21 protein-coding genes and 3 pseudogenes are annotated in these 23,673 nt (G+C 67.9%); 10 read left to right on the forward strand and 14 right to left on the reverse strand.

Translation table 11 applies throughout. The annotated features are described in order from the left end of the window. Positions 1 to 99 precede the first annotated feature (99 nt). The 7 genes and pseudogenes from solA to QF032_RS39140 form a co-directional block, all read right to left on the reverse strand. On the reverse strand, positions 100 to 1,245 hold the full coding sequence (gene solA, locus QF032_RS39110) for an N-methyl-L-tryptophan oxidase (protein ID WP_307059856.1): 1,146 nt from the start codon (positions 1,243 to 1,245) through the stop codon (positions 100 to 102). Positions 1,246 to 1,264: 19 nt separating this feature from the next. Beyond that, the gene (locus QF032_RS39115) at positions 1,265 to 2,668 is read right to left on the reverse strand and encodes an NAD(P)/FAD-dependent oxidoreductase (protein WP_307059858.1); all 1,404 of its coding nucleotides are present in this window, start codon (positions 2,666 to 2,668) and stop codon (positions 1,265 to 1,267) included. A gap of 226 nt (positions 2,669 to 2,894) precedes the next feature. Beyond that, positions 2,895 to 3,380 carry a RidA family protein gene (locus QF032_RS39120; protein ID WP_307049478.1) on the reverse strand — a complete coding sequence of 162 codons (486 nt, stop codon included), beginning with the start codon at positions 3,378 to 3,380 and terminating at the stop codon, positions 2,895 to 2,897. A gap of 46 nt (positions 3,381 to 3,426) precedes the next feature. Further along, the gene (locus QF032_RS39125) at positions 3,427 to 4,107 is read right to left on the reverse strand and encodes a haloacid dehalogenase type II (protein ID WP_307059860.1); all 681 of its coding nucleotides are present in this window, start codon (positions 4,105 to 4,107) and stop codon (positions 3,427 to 3,429) included. A gap of 102 nt (positions 4,108 to 4,209) precedes the next feature. Then, positions 4,210 to 4,940: pseudogene (locus QF032_RS39130) on the reverse strand (leucine zipper domain-containing protein). A gap of 49 nt (positions 4,941 to 4,989) precedes the next feature. Further along, positions 4,990 to 5,919, reverse strand: coding sequence for a DMT family transporter (locus QF032_RS39135; RefSeq protein WP_307059862.1), 930 nt, complete (start codon positions 5,917 to 5,919; stop codon positions 4,990 to 4,992). A 43-nt stretch (positions 5,920 to 5,962) separates the two neighbouring features. Next, the gene (locus tag QF032_RS39140) at positions 5,963 to 6,826 is read right to left on the reverse strand and encodes an NAD(P)-dependent oxidoreductase (RefSeq protein ID WP_307049484.1); all 864 of its coding nucleotides are present in this window, start codon (positions 6,824 to 6,826) and stop codon (positions 5,963 to 5,965) included. A 122-nt stretch (positions 6,827 to 6,948) separates the two neighbouring features. Here QF032_RS39140 and QF032_RS39145 point away from each other — a divergent pair, with 122 nt between their 5' ends. From QF032_RS39145 to QF032_RS39180, 8 genes are all read left to right on the forward strand, one after another. After that, complete coding sequence (locus QF032_RS39145) at positions 6,949 to 7,497, forward strand: CGNR zinc finger domain-containing protein (protein WP_307049486.1); 549 nt, start codon at positions 6,949 to 6,951, stop codon at positions 7,495 to 7,497. A 273-nt stretch (positions 7,498 to 7,770) separates the two neighbouring features. Continuing rightward, a complete protein-coding gene (locus tag QF032_RS39150) occupies positions 7,771 to 8,457 on the forward strand; it encodes a GntR family transcriptional regulator (protein ID WP_307049488.1) in 687 nt (228 codons plus the stop codon). Between the two features lie 895 nt (positions 8,458 to 9,352). After that, on the forward strand, positions 9,353 to 9,826 hold the full coding sequence (locus QF032_RS39155) for a RidA family protein (protein WP_307060535.1): 474 nt from the start codon (positions 9,353 to 9,355) through the stop codon (positions 9,824 to 9,826). Positions 9,827 to 9,949: 123 nt separating this feature from the next. Then, positions 9,950 to 11,056: an alanine racemase gene (locus tag QF032_RS39160; RefSeq protein WP_307049490.1), complete on the forward strand. Its 1,107-nt coding sequence runs from the start codon at positions 9,950 to 9,952 to the stop codon at positions 11,054 to 11,056. Between the two features lie 72 nt (positions 11,057 to 11,128). Next, complete coding sequence (locus QF032_RS39165; protein WP_307049492.1) at positions 11,129 to 11,863, forward strand: SDR family NAD(P)-dependent oxidoreductase; 735 nt, start codon at positions 11,129 to 11,131, stop codon at positions 11,861 to 11,863. A 196-nt stretch (positions 11,864 to 12,059) separates the two neighbouring features. After that, positions 12,060 to 13,016: an ABC transporter substrate-binding protein gene (locus QF032_RS39170; protein WP_307059865.1), complete on the forward strand. Its 957-nt coding sequence runs from the start codon at positions 12,060 to 12,062 to the stop codon at positions 13,014 to 13,016. A 1-nt stretch (position 13,017) separates the two neighbouring features. Beyond that, the gene (locus QF032_RS39175) at positions 13,018 to 13,977 is read left to right on the forward strand and encodes an amino acid ABC transporter permease (RefSeq protein WP_307059868.1); all 960 of its coding nucleotides are present in this window, start codon (positions 13,018 to 13,020) and stop codon (positions 13,975 to 13,977) included. Then, positions 13,974 to 14,741: an amino acid ABC transporter ATP-binding protein gene (locus QF032_RS39180; protein WP_307046600.1), complete on the forward strand. Its 768-nt coding sequence runs from the start codon at positions 13,974 to 13,976 to the stop codon at positions 14,739 to 14,741. Before QF032_RS39175 ends, QF032_RS39180 begins: the two co-directional genes overlap by 4 nt. A 634-nt stretch (positions 14,742 to 15,375) precedes the next feature. Here the strand turns inward: QF032_RS39180 and QF032_RS39185 are convergent. Continuing rightward, positions 15,376 to 16,046 (reverse strand): annotated as a pseudogene (locus tag QF032_RS39185) (DNA polymerase III subunit alpha); the annotation flags it as partial. A gap of 255 nt (positions 16,047 to 16,301) precedes the next feature. Next, complete coding sequence (locus QF032_RS39190; protein WP_307059870.1) at positions 16,302 to 16,424, reverse strand: hypothetical protein; 123 nt, start codon at positions 16,422 to 16,424, stop codon at positions 16,302 to 16,304. 86 nt (positions 16,425 to 16,510) lie between these two features. On the opposite strand from QF032_RS39190, the pseudogene QF032_RS39195 reads away from it, so the two are divergent. Then, positions 16,511 to 16,687 (forward strand): annotated as a pseudogene (locus QF032_RS39195) (RNA-guided endonuclease TnpB family protein); the annotation flags it as partial. Positions 16,688 to 16,815: 128 nt separating this feature from the next. On the opposite strand, the gene QF032_RS39200 reads toward QF032_RS39195, so the two are convergent. The 3 genes from QF032_RS39200 to QF032_RS40810 form a co-directional block, all read right to left on the reverse strand. After that, positions 16,816 to 17,874, reverse strand: coding sequence for a phosphotransferase (locus tag QF032_RS39200; RefSeq protein WP_307059872.1), 1,059 nt, complete (start codon positions 17,872 to 17,874; stop codon positions 16,816 to 16,818). A gap of 24 nt (positions 17,875 to 17,898) precedes the next feature. After that, the gene (locus QF032_RS39205) at positions 17,899 to 18,966 is read right to left on the reverse strand and encodes an aspartate aminotransferase family protein (protein ID WP_307060537.1); all 1,068 of its coding nucleotides are present in this window, start codon (positions 18,964 to 18,966) and stop codon (positions 17,899 to 17,901) included. A 731-nt stretch (positions 18,967 to 19,697) separates the two neighbouring features. Then, positions 19,698 to 20,144 (reverse strand): FAD-dependent oxidoreductase, encoded by a 447-nt coding sequence (locus tag QF032_RS40810; RefSeq protein ID WP_373430446.1) that lies wholly within the window; start codon positions 20,142 to 20,144, stop codon positions 19,698 to 19,700. A gap of 663 nt (positions 20,145 to 20,807) precedes the next feature. Here QF032_RS40810 and QF032_RS39210 point away from each other — a divergent pair. Beyond that, positions 20,808 to 21,977 (forward strand): ROK family protein, encoded by a 1,170-nt coding sequence (locus QF032_RS39210; protein ID WP_307049502.1) that lies wholly within the window; start codon positions 20,808 to 20,810, stop codon positions 21,975 to 21,977. Positions 21,978 to 22,223: 246 nt separating this feature from the next. Here the strand turns inward: QF032_RS39210 and QF032_RS39215 are convergent, their stop codons facing one another. Both QF032_RS39215 and QF032_RS39220 read right to left on the reverse strand, forming a co-directional pair. Beyond that, the gene (locus QF032_RS39215; RefSeq protein ID WP_307059874.1) at positions 22,224 to 23,252 is read right to left on the reverse strand and encodes an SDR family oxidoreductase; all 1,029 of its coding nucleotides are present in this window, start codon (positions 23,250 to 23,252) and stop codon (positions 22,224 to 22,226) included. 83 nt (positions 23,253 to 23,335) lie between these two features. Then, positions 23,336 to 23,479, reverse strand: a complete 144-nt coding sequence (locus QF032_RS39220) for a hypothetical protein (protein ID WP_307050584.1) — start codon at positions 23,477 to 23,479, stop codon at positions 23,336 to 23,338. Positions 23,480 to 23,673: the final 194 nt, after the last annotated feature.

Consider the following 23,673-nt stretch of genomic DNA (forward strand, 5'->3'; position numbering starts at 1 on the left):
CCGACGGTCGTTGCGGGACATCATCAGATGAGTCCGGCAACGACTGTCGGTCGAACGGCGATACCGGCGCTCCTGCGCCGGGGCGGCGGACGTGGGAGGCTACCTGGTCTTGAACCGGTCCGGACGCACGAAGTCCAGGCCTTCGATGGTCTGCTTGCCTAGCGCCTCGTGTGCGGCGATGTGGCCATAGCCGGTGGCCATCTTGAAGCCCTTTCCGGAGAATCCGGTGGCACAGTAGACCCTGCTGTTCTCATCCAGCCAGCCGAGGAGGGGGTGCCTGTCCTCGGTGAAAAGGTCGGGAAAAGCGTCGGAGCGCACGATGGTGGGGATCAGACCGGGGAAGAATTCGGTGACGGTCTCGGTGACCTTCTCGACTTCTTCCGGGGTGAGTTCTCTGGGCATGGAGTCCGGGTCGGGGGTTGCCCTTGCGCGTCCCCTCAGGGGTGCGTCCACTGATGCCTTGACCGTCACGCCATCGAGGGCGGGTGCGCCGTACATGGAGCGATCGTCGTACTGCCGGCTGAAGATGGGGAAGTTCTCTGGCGAGAAGTGTGTGCCGTCCTGGGCGATGAACCAGGTCAGGACGATCCGATGGGTTTCCGTGACGGCCTTGAGGTGGTCGGGCATGAGCTTTCGGGACCAGCCGCCGGAGGCGACGATGACCTTCTCGAACGTCCAGGTCCTGTCGCCCGAGGTGACGACCACGCCGTGTGCGGTTTCGGTGATGCTGTCCACGGGTGTGTTCTGATGGACGGTGGCGCCGCCTGCCTGGGCTGCCGCGACGGCGGCGCTGACGGCGCGGTCGGTGCGCAGGACGCCGGCGTGGGGGTCATAGATGGCGCAGTCGTCGGGGCGGAGGTTGTGCTGGGGGTAGCGTTCCGCTATCTCCTCCCGGCTGAGGACGTAGTGCTCGGCTCCGGTGATGCGCGCTGTCTCGAGGAGGCTGTTGATGAAGCTGCTGTTCGTCGTCCCGATGGTCAGACCCCCGGTAGGTGTGAAAATCTCCTGCCCGGTTTCCGCTTCGAGCTCGGCCCAGAGGCTGCGGGAGCGTTCCATGATGGGGTAGTAGTCGGGTTTCCCGAAGTAGATCGTGCGGAGCAAGCGGGTGTCCCCGCCCACGGCACTGCGGCCGTGGGCCGGGGTGGCGGCCTCGAAGCCCACTACCGAGTCGGACAGTCGGGAGGCCTGCCACAGGGCCATACTTCCGATGCTGCCCAAGCCGATGACTGCGAGTTTTGCGTCCATGAGAGCAGTTGCCTTTTCTTTACTCGTGAAGTCCGGCGAGTCTGCTGCCGAATCTGGCCAGGAGTGAGGTCTTGCTGGAACCCCTGCGCTCTTCCCATTGGTCGGCAACGCCGAAGAGCCGGTACATGGCGTGAACGCCCAGCCAGCGGATGGGTTCCGGTTCCCACTTGCGTGCCCGGTAGCCGACCCAGGGAAGGGTGGTCCGTTCGGATTCCTTCTCGAAGGCGAGCTCCACGAGAGTCCTGCCGCCGACATAGGCCGACGTGACGCCGTGTCCGGCGTAGCCGGTGGACGAGCCGATCCCCGATGCCGGGTCCCAGTGCACGCCGCCGTTCCAGTCCCGCGTGACGCCCAGGACCCCTGACCAGGCGTGGTCCACCTCGAAGGGGATGCTCGGGAAGAAGGTACTGAGCTTCTGCGAGATCAGGTCGATGGTGGACTGGGCGGTCGCACCGGCTCCCCCTGTGCCGGACCCGAGGCGGTAGGGGACACCGCGGCCCCCCATGGCGATGCGGCCGTCCGATGTCCGCTGGGCGTAGATGAAGGTGTGAGCGGAGTCGCTGAGGCATTGGAGCCCGTCCCAGCCGATCTCCTGCCATGCCTCCTCCGGCAGGGGCTTGGTCACGATCAACGAGGAGTTGACCGGAATCAGGGTCCGGCTGCCGAGCAGCTGTCCCGAATAGCCTTCGGTGCAGATGAACGTCCTGGCCGCGCTGACGCGTCCGTCGGCCAAGGTGAGGGTCTTGTCCCCGACACGGTCCACTCGGCTGCCCTCGAAGATCCTTACTCCCGTGGAGGTCAGGGTGTCGGCGAGGCCGTAGACGAGCTTCGCGGGGTGGAACCGCGCGCAGTGCTTGTAGAAGAGCCCGCCATGGACGGTGGAGATGTCGATCCGGCTCCGGAACTCGTCCCGGTCCAGCAGGTGGACTTCGTCTTCGGTCAACCCGTACTTCAGGTCGGCATCACGCCTGGTGACAAGCCGGCCCAGCCCTGCCCGAGTGTGAGCGGCGACGAGCGCGCCACCCTTGTGCTGATCGGCGTTGATGCCCTCGGCCTGGAGGATGTCCAGGACCGCGTCGACGCCGGCGACGAACTCCTGCTGCAGTGCCCGGCTCGCTTCCAGCCCGCCCCCGGCGCGGGCGAAGGTGGCACGGTTCCCTGGGGGCATCGCCGAGAGCCAGCCACCGTTGCGTCCTGACGCGCCGTAGCCCACCTGTTCGGCCTCGAAGACGGCGACCGAGAGCGACGGTTCGAGCTTCTTGGCGAAGTACGCCGCCCACAGGCCGGTGTAGCCGCCGCCGATAATGGCCACGTCCACGGAGTCCTGGCCGGTGAAGCGGGGGAACGACGGCCTCTTGTCGGCCAGCCCGGCCACCCAGAAGCCGAGCTCTCCGTTTCGCGGTGGTGCCGCATGGGCGTTCATGGTGCGTCCTTCTTCTGTGTCTGGGACCCGGGGGGCGGGGCTGGAAGGCGGTGCAGCTGCCGTCGGCGGAGAGGGTTGCCCGGTTGAGGTAGGAGGACTCCGACGACGCGAGGCGGAACGGCGTCGGCGATCTCCTCGGCAGTGGCGGCGCGTCGGACTGGGATCAGCCCCTCACGCGGTGCCTGGGGAAGCCGGTTCACCGCCGCCGCTCACGATCGGCTCGTCGCTAGACCGCGGTGCAGATCATCTGGATCTCGACCGGACTGTTGAGCGGTAGCCCGGCGACGCCGATAGCGGTGCGGGCGTGCCGGCCGTTCTCGCCCAGTACCTCGATGAGCAGTTCACTGGCCGCGTTGGCGACCTGTGACTGGAGACCGAAGTCCGGCGTGCTGGCCACGAAGACCAGAATCTGCACGAGACGGACCCGGTCCAGGTCGCCGACCGCCTGCACTGCGGCGGCGAGCGCGTTGAGCGCGGCATGGCGTGCGAGCTCCTGCGCGGTCTCCAGCTCCACGTCCCGCCCGACGACGCCCTGGCCCAGCAGTTCTCCGGCCTTGAAGGGAAGCTGGCCGGAGAGGTGGATGCTGGACCCCACCGTCCGGTGGGGCACGAGGTACGTGCTGTCGGCGAGGACGGGTAGCGTCAGTCCTAGGGCTCGGAGCCTTTCCGCAGCCGAGTCGCCCTTGACGGTTTGCGGCAGGGGCAGACTCATGCCGCCGCCTTGCTGCGCACCATTTCTTCGGTTCTCCTCTCGGGTGTCAGGGGCGCGGCAGGCCGAAGAGGACCGGGAGGTCGGCGATGTCGGTGATCCGCTCGTAGCCGAGCCAGTGCTCGTCGTGCTCGAAGCCGCGATCGACATACACCTTGTTCTTGATGCCCATGATCGCCGCGGAGCGCAGGTCGTACATCGGGCTCGCGGACACGTGCACGAGCTCGTCGGGTGTCACGCCGAGCTTGTCGAGCATGTAGTCGAAGGCGCCGAGTCGCGGCTTGTAGACGCCCATCTCCTCGGCGCTGATGACGACCTCGAACGGGGCCTTGAGGTTCTCCGCGAGACGCACGGCATGCGCGGTGTCGCTGTTCGTGATGATGACCAGCGGGACCGCCTCGGCCAGGCGGTTCAGCGCCTCGGTGACGCCCGGGTACGGGCCCCAGGTGGGGATGGTCTCGTACACCGCCCGCGCGTCTTCCTCGCGGTGCTCGAGACCGACCTTGCGCGAGGCGCGTTCCATGGAGCGGGCGACGACCTGGTGGAACGGCTGGTAGGCGCCCGTGCACTCGTCGATCCGGTACGCCTTGCAGATCCGCAGGAACTCATCGGCGACCTCGGGCGGCAGCCGGTCGCCCAGAACCTCACGCATCGTGTCGTTGATGCTGAACTTGATCAACGTTCCGTTCATGTCGAACGTCACGAACTTGGGCTTGACGTCGAATCCCACTGGTTCCTCCTAGTGTTCAGCGGAGCAGTCCGAGCAATCTGGTCGATTGTCGACCATCCTTCAGTCGATTGTCGACCAATTGAGGTCGACTGTCAACAGCGGTTAGGTGTATGAGGCCATGACGTTGGTGACGCTGCTGCAGGCTCGCGCTGTCGGGGACTGGTTTCCGACGGCGGTGCGTGGTCGATGGTAGTTGTAGTGGATGTTCCAGACTGAAATGGCTTCAGCGCGCTGGGTTTCTGAGGTCCACACGCGGGCGTAGAGGAACTCTTCGGACGCCGAGTGCAGGTACACGTACCCGGCCTTGGCGCCCCTGGCCTTGGCCCGGTCCGCGGCCTTCGCCTGCTCGCTGCCGCGGCCGGGGGCGCGCCAGCCGCCGCCGTCGGGAATCCTGCCGACCTTTTTCACGTCCACGTGGACCATGTGCCCGGGCCTGCGGGCGGGGATCTCCTGCGGCTCGCGGTTCGTCTCGCCGTTGGGGTCGATGAACTTCCGTCGGTTCAGCCCCAGAGGTGGCGGGTGGCCGTCCGGCGGGAGATGGGTATGCCGTCGGCGGCGAGCTCGAACGCGATCCGGGCCGCGGGCCACTTGCGCTCCCGCCGCAGCGCCCCGACCTCGTGATCACCTGGCAAGGGGTCCCTGTCGGTTGGCGGTGCGGTGCGCTGGAGCGGTCGAGCAGGCCCAGTTCCCCGTACCGCCGGTACCGGTTGACCCATTTGGAAGCACACGCGGGTGCCCATCTCCGCGGCGACGTGTGCGATGGGGCGGGTCTTGCAGCGCTCGATGAGACGGCGGCGTCCTTCGACGGTCAGCGGGGCGTTGCGGTGAAACAAGAGGTGTTCCTTGCTTCCGGCGGAGGGAGTGGTGGGAAGGGGTTGGGGCTCAGTGGTGCGCACGTTGGCGGAGGGCTATGAGTACGCCGGTGAGGGTGAGCGCGACGGGTATCAGGCTCATCGGCGTGGCGTGACCGTGCTGGATCGCTCCGGCGGCGAGGACCTGTCCTGCGATGACAGAGAGTCCCAGGACGAGAACGCCGTGGATGCGGGCCAGCCAGGAGGTCAGAGCGACGAAGGCGGTGCCGAGCAGCCCGCCGATGTAGAGGTCGGCGTCGCCGGGCATCCCGTTCAGGCTGCCTGCGGCAAGCAGGCTGACGGCGAAGGCCACGATGGGTGTGGCCAGGCCGACGACCATGTTGTTCACGGTCGCGGCCCATGGGCCGACAACTCGTGCGATGCGCCCGTTGAGCGCCTGCTGCACCGACAGGCCGGCCCCGGTGGCCAGCGGGGTGGCGGCGGCCAGCACCGTTGCCCAGGCAACGCCTGCTGTGAGCTGCTCACTCGCGCCGACGCCCATGGTCGTGACGGCCAGGGCGGTTGCGATGACGCGCGAGCGGCTGACGGCCTGTCGTCCTGAGGGGCTGAGGCCGATGTGGTCGACGAACAGCGCGCCGCATGCTTGTCCCGCGGTGACGGCGATGCTGAACAGTGCCACCCCGATCATCGGGGCTGTGAGGCCTTGGCTCGCGACAAAGCAGGCACCCAGCACTGCGCCTGAGGCCTCCCAAGGCCGCAGCCGCCTCTCCCGAAAGACTGCTGCGATTCCCGCCACCTCGCGCCGGCGTGCGGGCATGAGCAGGCTGACGGCCAGCAGCGCCAGCAGGCTCACGCCGATGCTGATAGCTCCTGCGGCGATGCCAGTGCGGGGCCCGTGCCGAGCTGGGCGGCGAGGCGTCCGTTGACCTCGGACTGGGGTGCGAGGAGCCCCCCGGCGAGCACCATCAGCGGCACGGACAGTACGCGGACCGCCCTGCACGGCGCTGGACGCCGCCCGCCAACGACCGTACGGGCAGCGGTGTTCACCGCGGCTGCTGCTCGGCAATCACAGCCCAGTCGTCCACTGCGCGGCCGTCGGCGATCGCCTGGTCGAACACGCCTCTGAGCAGTTCACCGAACGGCAGGGAGACCGCCTGACCGGCTGCTGCATCCAGGGCGAGGTGGAGGTCCTTGCGTCCAAGTGCTGTGGTGAACCCGGCCGGCTGGTACCTGCGCTGCGCGATCATTGACCCATATCCGGAGTAGACGGGTCCGGGAAAGAGTGTCGAGGCCAGCAGTTCGACGAACTGACCCGGGTCGGCGCCGGCCGCGTCGGCGACGCTGACCGCCTCGCCGAGCGACTGAATCACGCAGGCGATCAGGTAGTTGCCCAGGACCTTGGCGGTGTTGGCCTGCTCGGGCCGCTCGCCCAGGCGCCAGGTGCGCGATCCGATCGCGTCGAAGAACGGCTGGACCCGGTCGATGAGCCCGGGCTCTCCTGCGGCGAGGATGTTCAGCGCACCGGCCTCCGCGACGCTGACCCGGCCGAACACCGGGGCGGCCACATATCCGATCCCGTGCGCAGCGTGCGCCTCTGCGGCCCGGCGGGCCAGCCCGACGCTCACCGTAGCCACGTTGACGTGCACCGCCCCAGGCCGGGCCTGTCCGAGGACCCCGGAGTCGAGGAAGGCCTCCGCGAAGGCGGTGTCGTCGGACAGGACCGAGAACGCCACCGGGCACTGGAGGGCCTCCGCGACCGATGCGGCGCGGAGGGCGCCGGCCTCCGCGAGCTCTTCCGCAGGCCCCGCTGAACGGTTCCACACCACAGTCTCCAGGCCTGCCCGCACCAGATTGCGCGCGATCGCCCGCCCCATCCCGCCCAGGCCGATGACTGCAACCTCGCCCATCGCGCAACCTCCATAGTGTGAACTATCTAAGACGGTTCAACTATGACGCGATTCGACGCCGATGTCGAACTGGCTAAGATGGTTCAGGTAGTCCATGGTGGTTCATACGAAAGGGGGTGCCCGTGGAGGCCCGTCGACTGTTCCGGCTGGACAACGAGGTGCTGGCGTTCCGCTTCACCGCCACGATGAGCGACCGGGTCGGCGCGGAGCCCCAGGAGCGGCTCTCCGACCCCGGCCGGCTGGAGATCTGGTTGCATGCCGCGGGGCTCAGCGTGCCTGACGTCTCGCCCACCGAGCTCCAGGATGCGCTAACGCTGAGAGAAGCGATCTACCGTGCCGGGCTGGCCGTCGCCGCCACCCAGCGCCCCAATCCGGGTGACGCGGCAATCCTGAACGGGGCCGCGGCCGCAGGACAACCAAGGCCCGGTCTCGAGAACGGGCTCGCAGTCTGGCACCTCAGCAAGGAAGCACCGGTACCGGACGCGCTCGGAGTGCTTGCCGCCGACGCCATCCAAATACTCGGAGGCCCCGACCGTAGCCGGATCAAAGCATGCGAAGGCCCCGGCTGCGCCGGCCTCTTCCTCGACACCAGTCGCGGCACAAACCGCCGATGGTGCTCAATGAACACCTGCGGCAACAGGGTCAAAAAAGCCCGGCTCGCAGACAGGTAACGACTACAGGAAACCGCCCCCGTAGCTCTCCGGTACCGCCTCGCGCTCATGTCAGAGGCGGGTCGCCAACAGCGGACGCCGCCAGCACCCTGTCAACAACCTCACGACCCGGAACAGCTAGGAGTGCCTTGTGCGGGCCCCGGCGTCGACCGCCCCACGGTCCAGGGGGCTTCCGTGCCCGGGGAAGCGACTTGAGGTGTGGGGGCAAAACCCGACAGAGGTATAGTCGACAAACGACCAAGCGGTCGACAAGCGCTTAGGGAGGGTGGCGGGGTGGACCACAAGTTCGAGTGGCAGGAGCAGCGGACGACGACGCCGGATGGCGTCTACCGCACACTGCGGGCGGCCATCCTCGACGGGACCGTACCTCCTGGTGGCCAGCTACGAGAGGCGCACATCGCCTCGGATCTCGGGATCAGCCGGTCCCCGCTGCGCGAGGCGCTGACCAAGCTGGAGGAGGAGGGGCTCGTCGTAAAGATCCCCTACCGTGGGGCGTTCGTCGTAGAGGTGAGCCCTCGAGAGGTCGCCGAGATCGACTCGGTCCGGCTGCATGTCGAACCCTACGCCGCCGAGCTCTCGGCCGAAGCGCTGCGTGGTCCTGAGCGGCCGCAGTTGCTGCAGACTGTCGAGGATCTCCGTCGGGCGATGGAGAAGGACGACATCCCGGCCAGCATCGACGCCCACCTTCGTTTCCACCGGCTCTTCTACGAGCTCTCGGGGCACGGCATCCTGCAGGGCCTTTGGAACGGCTGGGAGACCAAGCTGCGCCTCTACCTCAGCGTCGATCACCGTACTTACAGCGACAACCCGCGTCAACTGGTCGTCGAGCACGAGAGGTTGGCCGCGGTTGCCCTGGAAGGCGACACCGACGCCTTCCGTCAGGAACTGGCTGCCCATTTCCCCATGGGGCTGCGAGCCCAGACGGGAGATGCGGGGGAACCGACGCACCGGCACGTATGAGGCCATGCCGCGTGTGTGCAGTGTCCGGCCCGCTCCTCACCGTGACGTTGCGGACCCGTGCCGAAAGGTCGGGATCAAGCTCGCACCGTCAACGCGATCGTGTAGCGGATCTTGTATGAAGGACGCCGGCCGCTGGCGCGGTGGGACGGGCTGGGGCGACGGGGCGTTCACGGCTGCGAGGAGTCCTGGGTGCCTCCCATGTTTGTCAGGATCGGTCGGACTCTGTCCGGGTCGGTGCCCCCGCGCGCTCTGACGGGCTCGATCACGCCACCGTGACCCGGCCGGTGCGCCGATGCCGTCGAGTTCGTCGAGCACGCCCCAGAGCGACCGGGCCGGGCCCTGGCTTCGGTCCCCCGGGCGACAGCGCGGATATGCGGTCGGCGAGGTCGCCGAGCCCGGAGGTAACTGCCCGGCCTGTACGGCGGGGCGAGTCGTGGCATTAAGGATCTCCTGGGCGTGAGGTCGACCGTCGGCGCGTGGTTCGGCGATCCGATCGGCGCTCTGCGTCAATCGCCCTGGAATCCGCCGCCGTCAGCGACCGTCATGTGGACAGGTGCGCTGCACGCTCTCGCCCACGCCGAACCGGATGGACCGGCGAGCGCGGTTGCGGTGTCGGCCGTCGTTTCCGGCAGCAGCGGATGGGTCCGCACGCGGCGCTCCCAGCTTGTGCTCGGCGCTGAAGTTTGTGTTGACAGTGTTCAACAGGCAGCCCTATGGTCGACAAACGACAATCAGGGTGGCTGATTTAAGCCATCATGCGGCGCTTTGTCGCCACAAGTGCTCGAGAGGACGGCCGAGTGCAGATAATCACAATTCACAAGATGCGGATCTTCGCAGCGAACTGCGAGGGTTTGTGGCCTGTGCCGTCCAAGGCGGTGGCACGGTGAGCGGGCGCGTGGCCTCGGTAGCACAGACCGGCTCGGCTTCCGGTCGGCTCCAGGCCTTGGGTCTGACCCTTCCCGAGCTCCGTGAGAATCCGTACTACGCGCACCACCGCAGTGTGGATTCGAGCATCTACGTTTCGGGTCAACTTCCTTACAAGGAAGGTTGGTTGCTGGGCCAGGGCGTCGTCGGGCGGGACGTGGAGCTGGAGACCGCGCAGGAGCTCGCACGCCATGCCGCGCTCAACGCGCTCGCCGCCGCAGTGCAGGCGGTCGGCGACCTGGACCGGGTCCGGATCGTGCAGATGCTGGTCTTCGTGGCCAGCACGCCGGACTTCGGTATGCAGTCACAGGTCGCCAACGCGGCCAGTGAACTGCTCATCGAGGTACTGGGCGAGAACGGCCGGCACGCCCGCACCGCTATCGGCGTCGCCGGGCTACCGCTCAACAGTCCGGTCGAGATCCAGATGGTCTGCACCGCGGTGTAGGGGTGGGCACGACGGCGGTGCAGCGCGAGCGTGGGTGATGGTGCGCGCCACGCACATTCGGCATTCGAGGGAGTCGGCATCCGCTCCCTCGTTCATTCCCAGACACAGCAAGAGGAGTGCAGCGTGAACCGGCTCCAGCGAGCACTCGACGCCCTGGTCGAGCGGGTCGACACCCCCGCGCCGATCGTGCTGGTCGATGTCATGCAGGACAACATTGACCGCATGCAGGGCTTCGCCGCCCGGCACAACCTCGATGTCAGGCCTCACGTCAAGACGCACAAGTGCGTGGAAATCGGCCGGCGGCAGATCGAAGCCGGGGCGGTCGGAATCACCGCGGGCAACGTTGGTGAGGCCGAGGTCTTCGCCGGGGCCGGATTCGACGACATCTTCCTCGCCTACCCGGTCTGGCCCTCGGGAACGAAGGGGGCCCGGATCCGCCGACTCGCCGAGTCCGTGCGGCTGCGGGTCGGCGTGGACAACGTCGCGGCGATCGAGGCCCTCGCCGACGCGATAGGCGACGAACCGGACCGGCTGCAGGTCGTGGTCGAGGTCGACTGTGGTGCCCGTCGTTCCGGAGCACCGCCCGAGGCAGCGGGCGACCTCGCGCTCGCCGCCCGCAAGCGCGGCCTGGTGCCGGTGGGCGTCTTCACCTATCCAGGTCACGGCAGCTCCGGCCCGGACGCTCGCGAGCGCGCCGCGCGGGACCAGGATGCCGCGCTCACCACCGCGGTACGCAGCCTCGACGGCGTCGGGATCACCGCCGAAGTGGTCAGCGCCGGCTCCACACCCACCGTCGAGTTCTCCACCAGCAGCGTCATCACCGAAATCCGTCCCGGCGAGTACGTCTTCGGGGACCTGAACAACGCGCGGCTCGGCGCCTGCACGGACGATCAGATCGCGCTGTTCGTCGCCGCCACCGTGGTCAGCGACTGGGTGCCCGAGCAGGTCATCCTCGACACGGGCACCAAGGCCCTCAGCCGCGAAGGCAGCATCGAGCGCGGCTACGGCCGGGTCGCCGGCACGGCGGCCGTTCTGTCCAAGCTCAACGAGTACCACGGATTCCTCGCGCTGCCCGCGGGCGGGTTCCGCCCCAGGGTCGGCACCGTGGTGCCGGTGGTGCCGAACCACGTCTGTCCGGTTGTCGTCAATTTTGAGGAGTTGATCGTCACCGACAGCGCCGGCACGTCGCTGCAGCGGTGGCCGGTCGACGCCCGCGGCTTCCTCAGCTGACGGGCCCCGGGACGAGACCCCCTGGCTGAGCGCCACCCCACCGACCTCTCCCCCCGTGAAGGAATGTCTGACATGAGACTCAAGAACGTCGCGGCCATGGTGACCGGTGCCAGCAGTGGCATCGGGCAGGCGGTGAGTTCTCACTTCCGCCGCGAGGGCGCGCGACTGTTGCTCACCGGCCGCAAGGAGCAACTCGACACCGCCCAGCCCGACGACCTGTACATCCCGGGAGACCTCAATGACGAGGGGTTCGTCGAGGGCCTGGCCAACCAGGCCGCCCAGTCCCTCGGCACCGTCGACGTCGTCGTCCTCAACCACGGCCTGCAGGCCAGCAGCCCGCTCACCGAGATGCCCTACGACGACGCGAAGAACGTGCTCGACAGCAATCTGCTCAGCGCGTTCCTGGTGATGAAGCACTTCGCGCCGCTGATGCCCCCCGAAGGAGGCTCAGTCGTCTGCGTAAGTTCACGGCTCGGCATGGTCGGCAAGCCCGGGGAAGTCCTGTACTCCGCCGCTAAGGGAGGCCTCATCATGCTCGCCAAGGGGGCGGCGATCGAATGGGCCCCGCGCAACATCCGCGTCAACGTCGTCGCTCCAGGCCTGACCGCCACCCCGATCATCGAAGCAGCGATCCAGCGCAGCCCCGACCCTGAGGCCTACCGCCGCGAGCGCGAGACCCAGATCCCGCTGCAACGCCTCGCCACCCCCGAAGAAGTCGCCGACGCGGTCCTCTTCTTCGCATCAGCAGAGTCGTCGTACATCACCGGAGCAGTCCTCCCCGTCGACGGCGGATACACCGCCTTCTGAACACCCCTGCCTTGTCGTACGTGAAGGTCGCGAACCGCGGTCCGGTCGAAGCGATGAGCGGATGCCGTTCGGCACCCCACGAGGCCCAACGCCCAGTCTGACGAGTTCCGGATCGCCCCAGCCGGTTCCAAACAGCCACCCATCCGGGATCTGAGTGGCTCCCAGTGCGCTTTCCCCTTTTGTAAGGAGCAAACCCATGCGAATCAGAAGACACTTGAGCGTCCCCATGGTCATGGCCGCCCTGGCTCTCGCGCTCGCCGCGTGCGGGGCGAGCGGCACGCCGCAGAACGTGGGGGCCAAGGGCACGGCGCAAGGCGGAGGTTCCGGATCGTCGGCCGAGCACACCGACGACATCTCGGTGGGCGTGAAGCCGGATGCCAAGGCCGTGAAGCTGCTGCCCGCGGCGGTGAAGGCCGAGGGCAAGCTCTCGGTGGCCATGGACCTGACCAGCCCGCCCACCACGTTCATGGCGTCGGACAACAAGACCCCGATCGGGTTCAACCCGGACATGGCCCGGCTGATCGCCGCCAAGCTCGGCCTGAAGCTGCAGATCAACAACGTCAAGTTCGACACCATCATCACCGGACTGCAGGCCGGTCGGTACGACTTCACGGCCTCCACCATGGGCGCCACGAAGGACCGGCTGAAGGTGCTCGACATGGTCGACTACTTCAAGGCCGGGACCGGAGTCTCCGTCCCCTACGGGAACCCGCAGAAGCTGGGCACCCACACGCTGTGCGGGCACCGCGTCGGTGTCACGTCCGGCAGCACCCAGGAGCTGCAGTGGGTGCCGCTGCTGTCCAAGCAGGACTGTACGAGCAAGGGCAAGCCCGCCATCGAGGCGGTGACCCTGCCCAGCGTGAACGACGCTCTCACCCAGCTGGTCTCCAAGCGGCTCGACGCGGTGATGTACGACTTCACCGCGCTCGGGTGGGCGGCCGAGCAGCAGCCCAAGACGTTCGAGGTCCTCAAGCCCATGGTGACCGCCAAGACCGTGGCCGTCGCGCTGAAGAAGGACTCGCCGCTGACCCCCGCGGTGCAGGCTGCCGTCCAGTCGATCATCGACAGCCCCGAGTACGCCGAGGCTCTGGGCCGCTGGGGCTTCCCGGATCTCGGGATCACGACCGCGGCCATGGCCGTCCCGCAGGACTGACATGAGCACGGATCTGATCGGTACGAAGACCAGGAGCCGGCCGGTGCCCGAACTGCTGCCCGAAGACAAGAAGCGGATCACGCCGAAGCGTCCGCGCGACTACGTCGCCTGGGTGGTCGCGATCGCGATCGTCGCCGGTCTGGTGTGGACCGCGGTGACGAACGAGAACTATCGCTGGCCGGTGGTGTTCAGCTACTTCACCACGCAGACCATTCTCGACGGTCTGCTGGTCACGCTGATTCTGACCGTGGCGAGTATGGCCCTGGGCACGCTGCTGGGGCTGGTGCTGGCGGTGATGCGCATGTCGCCGCAGCGGCCCGTCTCCGGGCTGGCCCAGCTCTACATCACCTTCTTCCGCGGCACCCCGGTGCTGGTGCAGCTGGTCTTCTGGTTCAACATCGCGGCGCTCTACCCGAACCTGTCGGTCGGTATCCCGTTCACCGGCGTCTCCACGCCGGTGAACGTGAACGCGATCATGACCCCGATGACCGCGGCCGTCGTGGGGCTCACCCTGAACCAGGCCGCGTACATGTCGGAGATCATCCGCGGCGGGTTCGCGTCGGTCAGCCGCGGACAGCACGAGGCCGCGGAGTCCCTGGGCATGTCGGGGTTCACCAAGCTCCGCCATGTGATCATCCCGCAGACCATGCCGGCGATCATTCCGGCCACCGGCAACCAGGTGATCGGCATGCTCAAGGAGACCTCGCTGGTGAGCGTGCTCGGCGTCGCCGACCTGCTGAACAGCGCACAGGCCATCTACGCCCGCAACTACCAGACGATTCCGCTGCTGATCGTGGCCAGCCTCTGGTACCTGATCATGACGCTGGTGCTGAGCGTGCCCCAGTCCATGATCGAGCGCCGTTTCTCCCGCTCGACCCGGGCGCGGCTGACCCCGGCCGCCACCGCGGCCGAGCCCGGAGCCGGACAGCCAGTTCCCACCACGAGGGAGTCCCTGCTGTGAACGCCGACGGAACGATCGTCGCACGCAAGCTGTGCAAGAGCTTCGGACGCCACCAGGTCCTGCGCGACATCGACCTGACCGTCGCGGCCGGGGAGATCTCCTGCATCATCGGGCCGAGCGGATCGGGCAAATCGACACTGCTGCGCTGCATCAACGGGCTGGAGACCGTGGACCGCGGAGTCCTGAAGGTCAACGGAGAGGACTTCGGCTATGTCGAGAAGGACGACGCCTACCACGCCGTCCGCCCGCAACGGCTGGCCGAGCAGCGCGCCCGCATCGGCATGGTGTTCCAGCAGTTCAACCTGTTCCCGAACATGACCGCCGAGAGCAACGTCATGTCCGGACCGGTGCTGGTGCAGAAGAAGGACCGCGCCGCCTGCCGGGAACGGGCACAGGAGCTGCTGGCCAAGGTCGGCCTCGAGGGCTGCGGCCACAAGTACCCCGCCCAACTCTCCGGCGGTCAGCAGCAGCGCGTGGCCATCGCCCGCGCGCTCGCGATGGATCCCACCATCATGCTGTTCGACGAACCCACCAGCGCACTGGACCCCGAACGCGTGGGCGAAGTACTCGCCGTCATGCGCGACCTCGCCGGCAACGGAATGACCATGCTGCTCGTCACCCACGAGATGGGCTTCGCCCGCGAGGTCGCCGACGAGGTGCTGTTCATGGACGACGGCATCGCAGTCGAACGCGGCGACGCACGCGAGGTCCTGGCCAACCCCCGCGAGAAACGCACCCAGGCCTTCCTCGAAAGGGTGCTGTAGAAGCGGCCCGGACCCGCGGCAGCGGACCCGGCAGCGTGGCCGCCCGGCTTTTGCTCCGGTCAAAGCCGTCGCCTTCGCGCTTGTGGGCCTTGGCCGGGGTGACGCCGATGCTGTGACGAGTGGCCATGTCCAGGCCGCGGGCGGTGAACGGGCGAGTCCGGTGAGGGCTTGCGCCAAGGGCCTGGATCGCTCCGTCGCGGTCAGCGTCCATGTCCACCGTACCGACAAGGTCGACGCGCAGATTCTGGTCCAGCTACTGGCCACAGACTTCCTGTTAGGCAGGTGGCTGGCGGACGAGCGCACCCAGATGCTGCGCAGGGTGACCATGCGGCGCGCTCACCTGACGCGTCAGTGCATTCGCGCGAAGAACCAGATCACTCCGTCAACTCAAGGCTGCCGAAGAAGTGTTCGTTCACCTGCCGTTGGCCTCGGAAGAGGACCGCCAGATCTTCGCGGGCAAAGTCGTCACCGCTGTCCGCGCGCCCCGGCCCACCCGCCTAGGGTTCTCCACCAGCGGTTTCCCGATCGAACCGCCGTCGGTGGTGCCGCCGCGACGCTGGCTACCAGCCTGGCCGACAGCCGCGTGTCCCCTGCGGTGATCGAGCTGTACATACCGGAGACCGCGATCCGCTCCGCGCCGCTCCGACTCCACGTCGAGGTCGATGTCCGGCAGCGACGTATGCCGCTCGCTGAGAAAGCGCTCGAACAGCAGCCGGTGTTCGAGCGGGTTGGCAGAGGCGACGAACAGCGCGTGGTTGACCATGGAGCCGGCGCCGGAGCCGCGCGCCGCGACCCAGATCCCCAGCGCCCGGGTGTCCCCACGACCTGGGCCACGGTCAGGCAGAACCCCTCGAAACCCAACCGGCCGATGACGTCCCGCTCGTAGCGAAGCTGTCGGACGGCACTTTCGTCGGTGTCCAGGCCACGGGCGACCATCCCGGTCTCACACCGCTGCCGCAGCAGCCGCATGGCCGAACCGCGCTCGGGGCCGGCGCCGACGACGGCAGTTTCGGGGAAGTGGGGACGCCCGAGCCCGAGATCGGCCGGGGTGAGGGTGCAGAACTGGCCGGCGTCCTCGGTCTCGGCCAAGAGGCGGACCGCCCGGCTGGGGTCGTCGCCGACGGCCCGGCCGATGCGGTCGGCGGCCGCCGTCATGGCGGCCGGGTCCTTCAGCTGGCGTTCGCCGCCGTCCAGATGCTGGCGGTCGGCGGGCCGCAGCAGCCGGGCCGCGTCCAGGGCATCGGCCAGCATAGAGCTAAACCGCGCGAACGTGCGAAAAGGTAGGGGGTGCGGATCGATCGCCAAGGGACGCGGCCGGCGAACGTCGGCTGGGGACCGGGCTGTCGGTGGTCACTGCCAGGATGACTCGCGTGCCGATCAACGAAGTGACCAGTCACGCCGTGACAGAAGCGCCTCGAGCAGGCCCTCGACGGCCGGCCGGGCCATCAGTCGGTGGCACGACATGGTCTGGAACGCCATGCCGCTGCGGCGCGGCAGAACACAAGCCAAGCCGTAGGAAAGAACTGGCTATGTGCCGCGGGACTGGTGTTGCCTTAGGGGTCAGATGCCAAGCATGGTGTTGAGGTCGTCCAGGGACTTCACCGTCACGTAGTCGTAGCCGTGGGTCACCGGGTCGTAGCCACGGTCCAGCAGGACCGGCTTGCGGAAGCCCATGTCATGCATCGACTGGTGGTCGTAACGGGTTGCGAGGCGACGTGCAGGAAGTCCTCGGGAGGGGGCGAGCTGGTCGAGCATGGCCTACGTGCAGTTCGGCCGCCGCGCTCACGGAGTGGAAGAAGACCAAGGAACTGGCCTTCCTGACGGAGGTGTCCTCCGTCCCGCTCCAGCAGGCGCTGCGCCATCTTCAGACGGCGTTCGCCGACTTCTTCGCCCAGCGCGCCAAGTACCCGCGCTTCAACTCGCGGCTTTCCCTGCCCTGCTCCGCAGGAGCTTCGTTTCCTCCCTGCCTGAAGGCAGGGGTATTCACGAAGGAGAGACCCGACGAAGGAGCTCCGATCCTTCTCTGCGGAAATGGGATAGGGTGTTCGATTTTTTCAGGCATGCCATGACGGACTTACCGGAGTTGGGCGATGACGTCGTCTAGGCTTACGGCCAAGGCGTGTTCGACATTGATCCAGTCGTCCTTGGCGTGGCCGAGGAGATACTCGCGCCGTTCGGGTGCGCGCTCCGCTCGCCAGTTGGTGAGGAGCGCGCGCAGTGTGAGTCGTGCCAGTGCGGCAATCGGGAGCAGCGGAAGTTCCGAGTCCTTGATCGGCCGCGTGCGTTGGTAGCCGGCGACGAAAGCGCAGGCCTCTCGCCAGGGATGAAGCGGCGTCCTGGCGAGCAGGTTCGCCATGGGAACAGCGGGGTCGAAGATCACCGCACTGCGCACCGTGTCGCCGAAGTCGATGACGCCGGTGATGAAGTGTTCGCTCTTCGGATCCACCACGACGTTGTAGGGGCTGAAGTCCCCGTGGATCACCTGTGCTTCGAGATCGCTCAGCCTCGGGACGACGTTTTCGCCGAAGAGCCGGAACACCGCTTCAGCCAACTGACGGTGCTCGGGGTTCGGCGTGTGCTCGACCAGTTCGGTCAGCTGGTGGAAGTGCCGGATGTCCCAGGCCAGACCGCGTCGGTCCGCCGGATGTGTGAACGTCCTGAGCGCCACGTCGACTCGCCCCAGCATCTCGCCCGCCTTGGCGAGCCGCTCGGCGTCCGGGTTCGCCTCGGCCAGGATCTGGCCTTCGGCGAAGTCGAACACTCGCAGGACCCGAGGTCTGCCGTCGTTCAGCCTGATCGTGACATGGTCGTCTCCGTCGGTGGTCAGCTTCACCCGCTGGACGGGCAAGTGCGGAGCGGTGCTTTCGAGGTAGCGCATCGCTGCGGTTTGGAGGGCGACAACCGCCTGCGCCTCGTCAGGCGGTGAGACCTTCACGAGGTAGCTGCTCGAGTCGGTCCTGAGTCTGAACGTGTCGTCCTTCTCGGTCGCCAGTCGCCCCAAGCGCCCGGTGAGGCGATAGCGCTCCTGGAGGAAAATGCTCACCAGCATCACGTCGATGGGCTCGTGGGACGACGTCAGGCCGCTCTCTTGGAGGAGCCGTTGTGCATAGTTCGTAGCTGGTGAGGTGTTCACGGTCAGTCCCTTCGGCCGGCCTTGCTACAGACGGTTTTTCGCGACCTCGGCAAAGGTCTCCAGGAATCGGGTCACATCGGCGGAGTCGAAGGCCAGCGGAGGGCGGATCTTCAGGGTGTTCGCCGAGGGGCCCGTGCCGCTGAGGAGAACCCGGCGGTGTCGCATGTCGTTGATGACCTTGTCGGTCAGCGCGCGGTCCGGCTCGAGGGTCCCCCGGTCCTTCACGATCTCCACGCCCACGAACAGGCCGGCACCGCGGACTTCGGCGACGTAGGGGGAGTCTTTAGTGATCTCCCTCAGCCCGGCGCGCAGAGCGTTGCCGCTCTCCAGGACACGCTGCTGCACATTCTCCTTCTCCAGGACGTCCAGCACCGCGGCGCCGGCTGCCACCGGGATCGAGCTGCCGCCGAAGGTGTTGAAGTAGCGGACGTTGCGCCCGAACTCGTCGCTGACCTCGGGGCGGAAGACCACACCCGAGATCGGAATACCGTTGCCCATCGGCTTGCCCATGGTGACGATGTCCGGCACCACGCCGTGGCGGGTGAAGCCCCACATCGACTCCCCGAGCCGGGCGAACCCCGACTGCACCTCGTCCGCGATGTAGACGCCGCCGGCCGCGTGTACCTCCGCCACTACGGCCTGCATGTATCCGACGGGATCCGTGAAGATGCCGTCGCTGGAGTAGGCGCAGTCGGTGATCAGCGCGGCCAGCCGGTAGCCGTGGCGCTGAAGGTCGTCGATCGCGGCGCGCACCTGCTGCTGCATGTGCTCGGCGAGCGTGGATCCGGGCGCGACGAGGCGCGGGTCAGGAGCATCGATGAATCGGACGTTCGGGCCCAGCGGTGAGCCTGCGCCCAGGGTCGGCGAGAAGCTCGCCACCTCCCGGGTGAGGCCGTGGTAGGCCCAGCGGGTGACGATGATGCCCTCGCCGCCCGTGTGGAACCGGGCCACCCGCACCGCCAGGTCGTTCGCCTCCGACCCGCTGCACGCGATGCTCAGCTTCGACAGCTCCTCGGGGAAGGTCGCCAGAAGCCGCTCCGCGTAGCCGACCAGGGCCTCCTGGACGTAGGCGCGTGTTGGTGTTGACCGCAGTCATCTGGCGGGCGACCGCCTCGGCCACGTGCGGGTGGGCGTGCCCGACGCAAGGGACGTTGTTGTAGGCGTCGAGGTAGTCGTGGCCGTCCCGGTCGATCAGGTGGGCCCCGTGACCGGAGACGAACTCGACCGGCTCCCTGTAGATGAGTGTGTAACCAGGGCCCAATACCTTGTCGCGGCGCTGGATGGTCTCCTGGAGGTGTTCGGGGAGTTCGCTCAGAGCCCCGGGGTCGAACCTGTTGGGGTAGTGGGCGAGAGCCCGACTGATCGTCGAATTCACGGCAGGCACACCTTCAGTCTTTGTCCGTGGGGCTGCTGGCTGCGTTGGCCGAAATCATAACATTATTTATCTCAGTTTCAACGTGAGACTAAAAACTTCCTTCGCCCGGATCCTTCGGGATCCCGGCAGGCTCCCGCATGCGGGATGAGGGGGCGTCTCCGTCATCGCAATCTCGCCGCGAACGGCCCCGGGAGCGCGTCCAACCCGGAGCGGGCAGTGCCTGTTGGGCACACCTCTGGCTCGCCGCCGGTCCCGTTGAGCAGGACGGGTACTGGTGGGGCGACCCAGCGCGAGGGGGTTGTATTGGGGTGGGCCGGGCCTGGCGAGGTCCAGACGATATTTGGTGCCCGTACCCGAATGGAGGAGGCGGCCCGACGCGAGCCGGCACGTGTGCCAGGGAGAGTACGCCGTCATCGCGGGGAGTGGATAGGTACTGTGAGGCCGGTGTTCAGGCTGGCCATGTCGGCCTACAGCCAGGCGCTCCCCGCAGGCAGGCCGGTGACCGAGTCCCCGCCCCGGCGGGCGCCGGTGGTGGCCACGATCGCCTCGTCCATGCCCTCCAGTCGAAGTGGGCGGGCTTAGGCGCCAGGTTCAGCTCGCCCGTGCGGGCGAAGCCGCAGTCGACGTTCTCTTCCTTGACGAGTCTCTGGAGGGCGTCGACCGCGTCGTGGGCGCCCGCAGGCATGCCTTCGCTGTGTCGAAGTCGTAGCGGGAGATCATTTCCCGGAAGCCGATCGACATGCCCAGGGTGGCCATGCCGCCGTTGCGCCCAGAGGTGGCGAAGGCCGACCGTCCCCGTCACGACGCCATGGACGTCGGCGCTCTTCCGTGCCAGGTGACGTGCCGCCGAGGGGCCGGTCCGGCCGGCCCCGAAGATCGCCACGTCGACACTCACGCCGATCTCGGTCCGGCCCCTGGGGGAGCGGTGTCGAGCCAGTGCCGGGTGAACTCCATGTCCCCGCTCTCTGCCAGTGGCGTCAGTCGCTCTGGGTGGACTGGGTCGAGACCCGGGCGTCCCGATAGCTGTTCGACGGTGCGCAGATTCGTCGGGCGCGTCGCGGGGTGCTCGATGCTGGGCTCAGGCCGCCCAGCACTATTTGGGCCAGTTCAAAACTGAAAATGTTACGCTCAGGCCGTTCGCCGACCCCGCGCTCCTGCTGCCCACGGGCATCCGGCTCGGCAGCCCCCGGCCCCGGCTGCGCTCCTGGTATGCGGTCCTGTCGCCCCAAAGGCAGGGTGCCGACCCGGCGACGTCGAGGTTGTTCCGGCTGATCCATGCTCGCTGCCGACAGTCAGTTGGTCGTCGACCCCGGCTTCCAGGCCCTTGCCGCAGCGCGGCGATGCGCTCTCGAAGTCTTGGGGGACCCTGTCGGAGTGCATGAAAGATGAGTCGAGAACCGTCCGACACGGCGGAAACCTCCGGCAAGGACGCCTCAAGGGCGGCCAGGAGGGAACGGCAAATCCGTCGAAACGGCCTCTTGTCGCCGCGTCGCCCTTGGCCGTGCCGCCCAAACCGGTGCCGGCAAGGTCGGCGTACCGCTCTCGCTATGGTCATCACGTGACCACCAACCCGACTTCCCGCGACTACAACAAGGCGTCAGTCCTGGACGCGGTCCTCTCCCACGCGCCCTTGACGCGTAACAAGCTCACCGAGCTGACAGGCCTGAGCAGGGCCACGGTCTTCAGAGCGGTGGAGGAGCTCTGGGCCGACGGCTTCCTCGTCGACTGCGGGATCGACGAGGTCACCGGCCGCGGCCGCCGGTCCACCTATTTGGACCTGTCCGGCACAGCCGGCCACGTCGCCGGTGTCAGCTTCGGCGTACAGACCACCGGTGTGCTGGTGGCTGACCTCAGGGGCCGCGAGATCCAGCAGGTAACGGTTCCCACCGCCGATCACCAGGAGGTCGCGGACGCCGCACGATGGCTGGTCGACCTGATCGCGCAGGCCGCGGAGTCCGCGCAGGGCCCCCTGCGGCAGATCGTCGTCGCAGTGCCCGGGCGGGTCCGGGGCGGCACGGAGATCTTCGGCCCCGCGGAGTCGATGAAGATCTTCGCGGGCTCCGATCTCCACCGAGCCATCGAAGACCTGGTGGACGCCCCTGTGCTCCTCGACAGCGACGCGAACGCGGCCCTGCTCGGGATCCTCACCGACGACGCCACCATCGCCAACGCCGCGCTCTTCAGCCTCAGCACCATATTGAACTTCGCCCAATGCACAGATCACGAGCTCGCCCGTGGGAGCACACCCACCTTCGGCGACATCGGGGCACTCTCCTCCGGAGTCGGCAATGAGATCCTCGACGAACTGCTGAGCACGAGAGGTCTCCTTCGGTTCGCCCGCAAACGGGGGCTCGACCTGGAGCGCGTTGAGGACCTCTGGCTGCAACCGCGCGCCGACGCGCCGCACGCCGAGGTGCTTCAGGCGTTCACCACGGCGACCGTGACCGCTGTCAGTGTCGTCGCCGTGACGCTGGACCCGGAGTCGGTCTACTTCGTGGGCCGGTTGCGTCCACTCGTCGACCTCGTGCTCCCCCAGGTGCGCGGGCGGCTCGACCAGATCCTTCCGGCGGTGCCGGAGATCAGGACGGGTCCCCATCTGATCGGTCTGTCGACGGCCCAGGGAGCGGTCTACGCGTGCCTGACGATCGCGCAGAAACGACTGAGAGACGCCGTGCTCGGAGCACGGCATCAGAGCCGGCTCACGGAGCGATCCACACCCGCCTTCTGAGCCGACCGCCGACCGCCGACCGCCGACCGGCAATCGGGATGCGTGGGCATAGGCGCTATGGGCGTGACATGCGACGACACTCCAGGGGCGGGCAAGGCCGTTGGTCGCATGGGAGCAACCGGAGGAGGATTCGGGTGTGCGATGGTGGTAGCGCCAACGCGTCGCCCAGGACGGCTGCCCCGCCGGAATGGCCTGATCCGGTCCAGCGCCCACCGGCACCCCCGGCCGTCGATGGGCGCCGGGCGCTCAGCCCACCTTGCGCCCCCGCATCGGCTCGGTGGCCTCGCCCTCACCGGCCCGCAGTCCCAGGAGGAACTCCTCCAGCACCTCCGGTGCCGTGTGCTGTGGATGCCAACCCAGCTCAACGCGGGCGCGCGTGCAGTCCATCAGAGGGAGCCTGAGCACCGCGTCGAAGAGGTGCGGGGAGGCCGGGAGGAGGCGCAGACCCCAGGCGGCGGCAATCGCCGATCGGGCCGCCGTCCGGGGCAGGCGCACCGGGCGGGCGTCGAACATCTCGCCGAGCAGCTCCGCGTCGAGGGCCGGCTCGGCGGCCAGGTTGAAGGGGCCGCGCACCTCGGTACGCAGCGCGAGCCGGTACGCCTCGGCCGCGTCGTCGGTGTGCAGTGCCTGGATGCGCAGTCCCGGAATGTCCGGTAGGAACGGCAGTAGTTCGGGGCGGGCGGCCGGGCCGGGCAGGAACCGGCCGCCGAAGATGCGCCGCTGCTCGCTCGCCGACTGCCGCTTGAACAGGAACGCCGGCCGCATCCGCACCACCCGGATCCCGGGATTGTCCCGCTCGAAGGTGTCCAGGGTCCGTTCGAGGTAGGCCTTCTCCCGGCAGTAGGCGGCGTCCGGCCAGCCGTGCGTGGGCCAGGACTCGTCCACCGCGTGGTCTTTCGGTCCCGGCGAGTACGCGCCCACCGAGGACGCGTGCACGAGGACGGGCACCCGCGCGGCGGCCACGGCCTCGAAGACCCGGATGCTGCCCAGGACGTTCGTACGCCAGGTCGCCGCCGGATCGTGTGTGGGCTGGAACGCCCAGGCCAGGTGCACGACCGCGTCCGCGTCGACGAAGGCGGCGGCGAGATCGGCCCGGTCCGAGGCCAGATCGACGGCCGTCCACTCGGTCTTCCGCGGCGACCATTCCGGGATCCGCCGGGACAGACCCCTTACCGAGGCCACGTCCGGGTCCTCCGACAGAAGCCGCACCACGCTCGTGCCGACATTTCCGGTGGCGCCCGTGACGACAACCTTGCTGCCCGTTGCGCTGCTCACCCTCGGCTCCTCTCGCCGATCCTCGTAGGGACTGGCCGAGTACCCGGCCCCGCCGGACCCTCCCGGTGCGCCGGCCTGCGCGGCTAGGCCGCGAAGGCGTTCACACCGGTCAGCCGCGTCGACAGCTCCCCCAGCCGGGCCCGCTGCTCCGGGTCCGTCGCCCAGTCCTTCACGCCGACGGCAGTCGGGGACAGAGCCGCACCGACGGTGTAGACACGCAGTGTCAACGGCACTCCCAACTCGGTCCTCTGATGACCATTGGCGGGCGTCCTGCCACCGCACGTTATTGGTCCGGGTCGCTGATGATCGAGGTGATGTCGACTTTGTCGGCGCCTATCTGCTGGGTGATGTCGCCGTAGACGTTCGTCGAGGCGACCACCGGGATGCGGACGCGGAGGCCGGCTTGCCGATGCGCTCCCTT

This window comes from Streptomyces achromogenes (assembly GCF_030816715.1).
Lineage (GTDB): Bacteria > Actinomycetota > Actinomycetes > Streptomycetales > Streptomycetaceae > Streptomyces > Streptomyces achromogenes_A.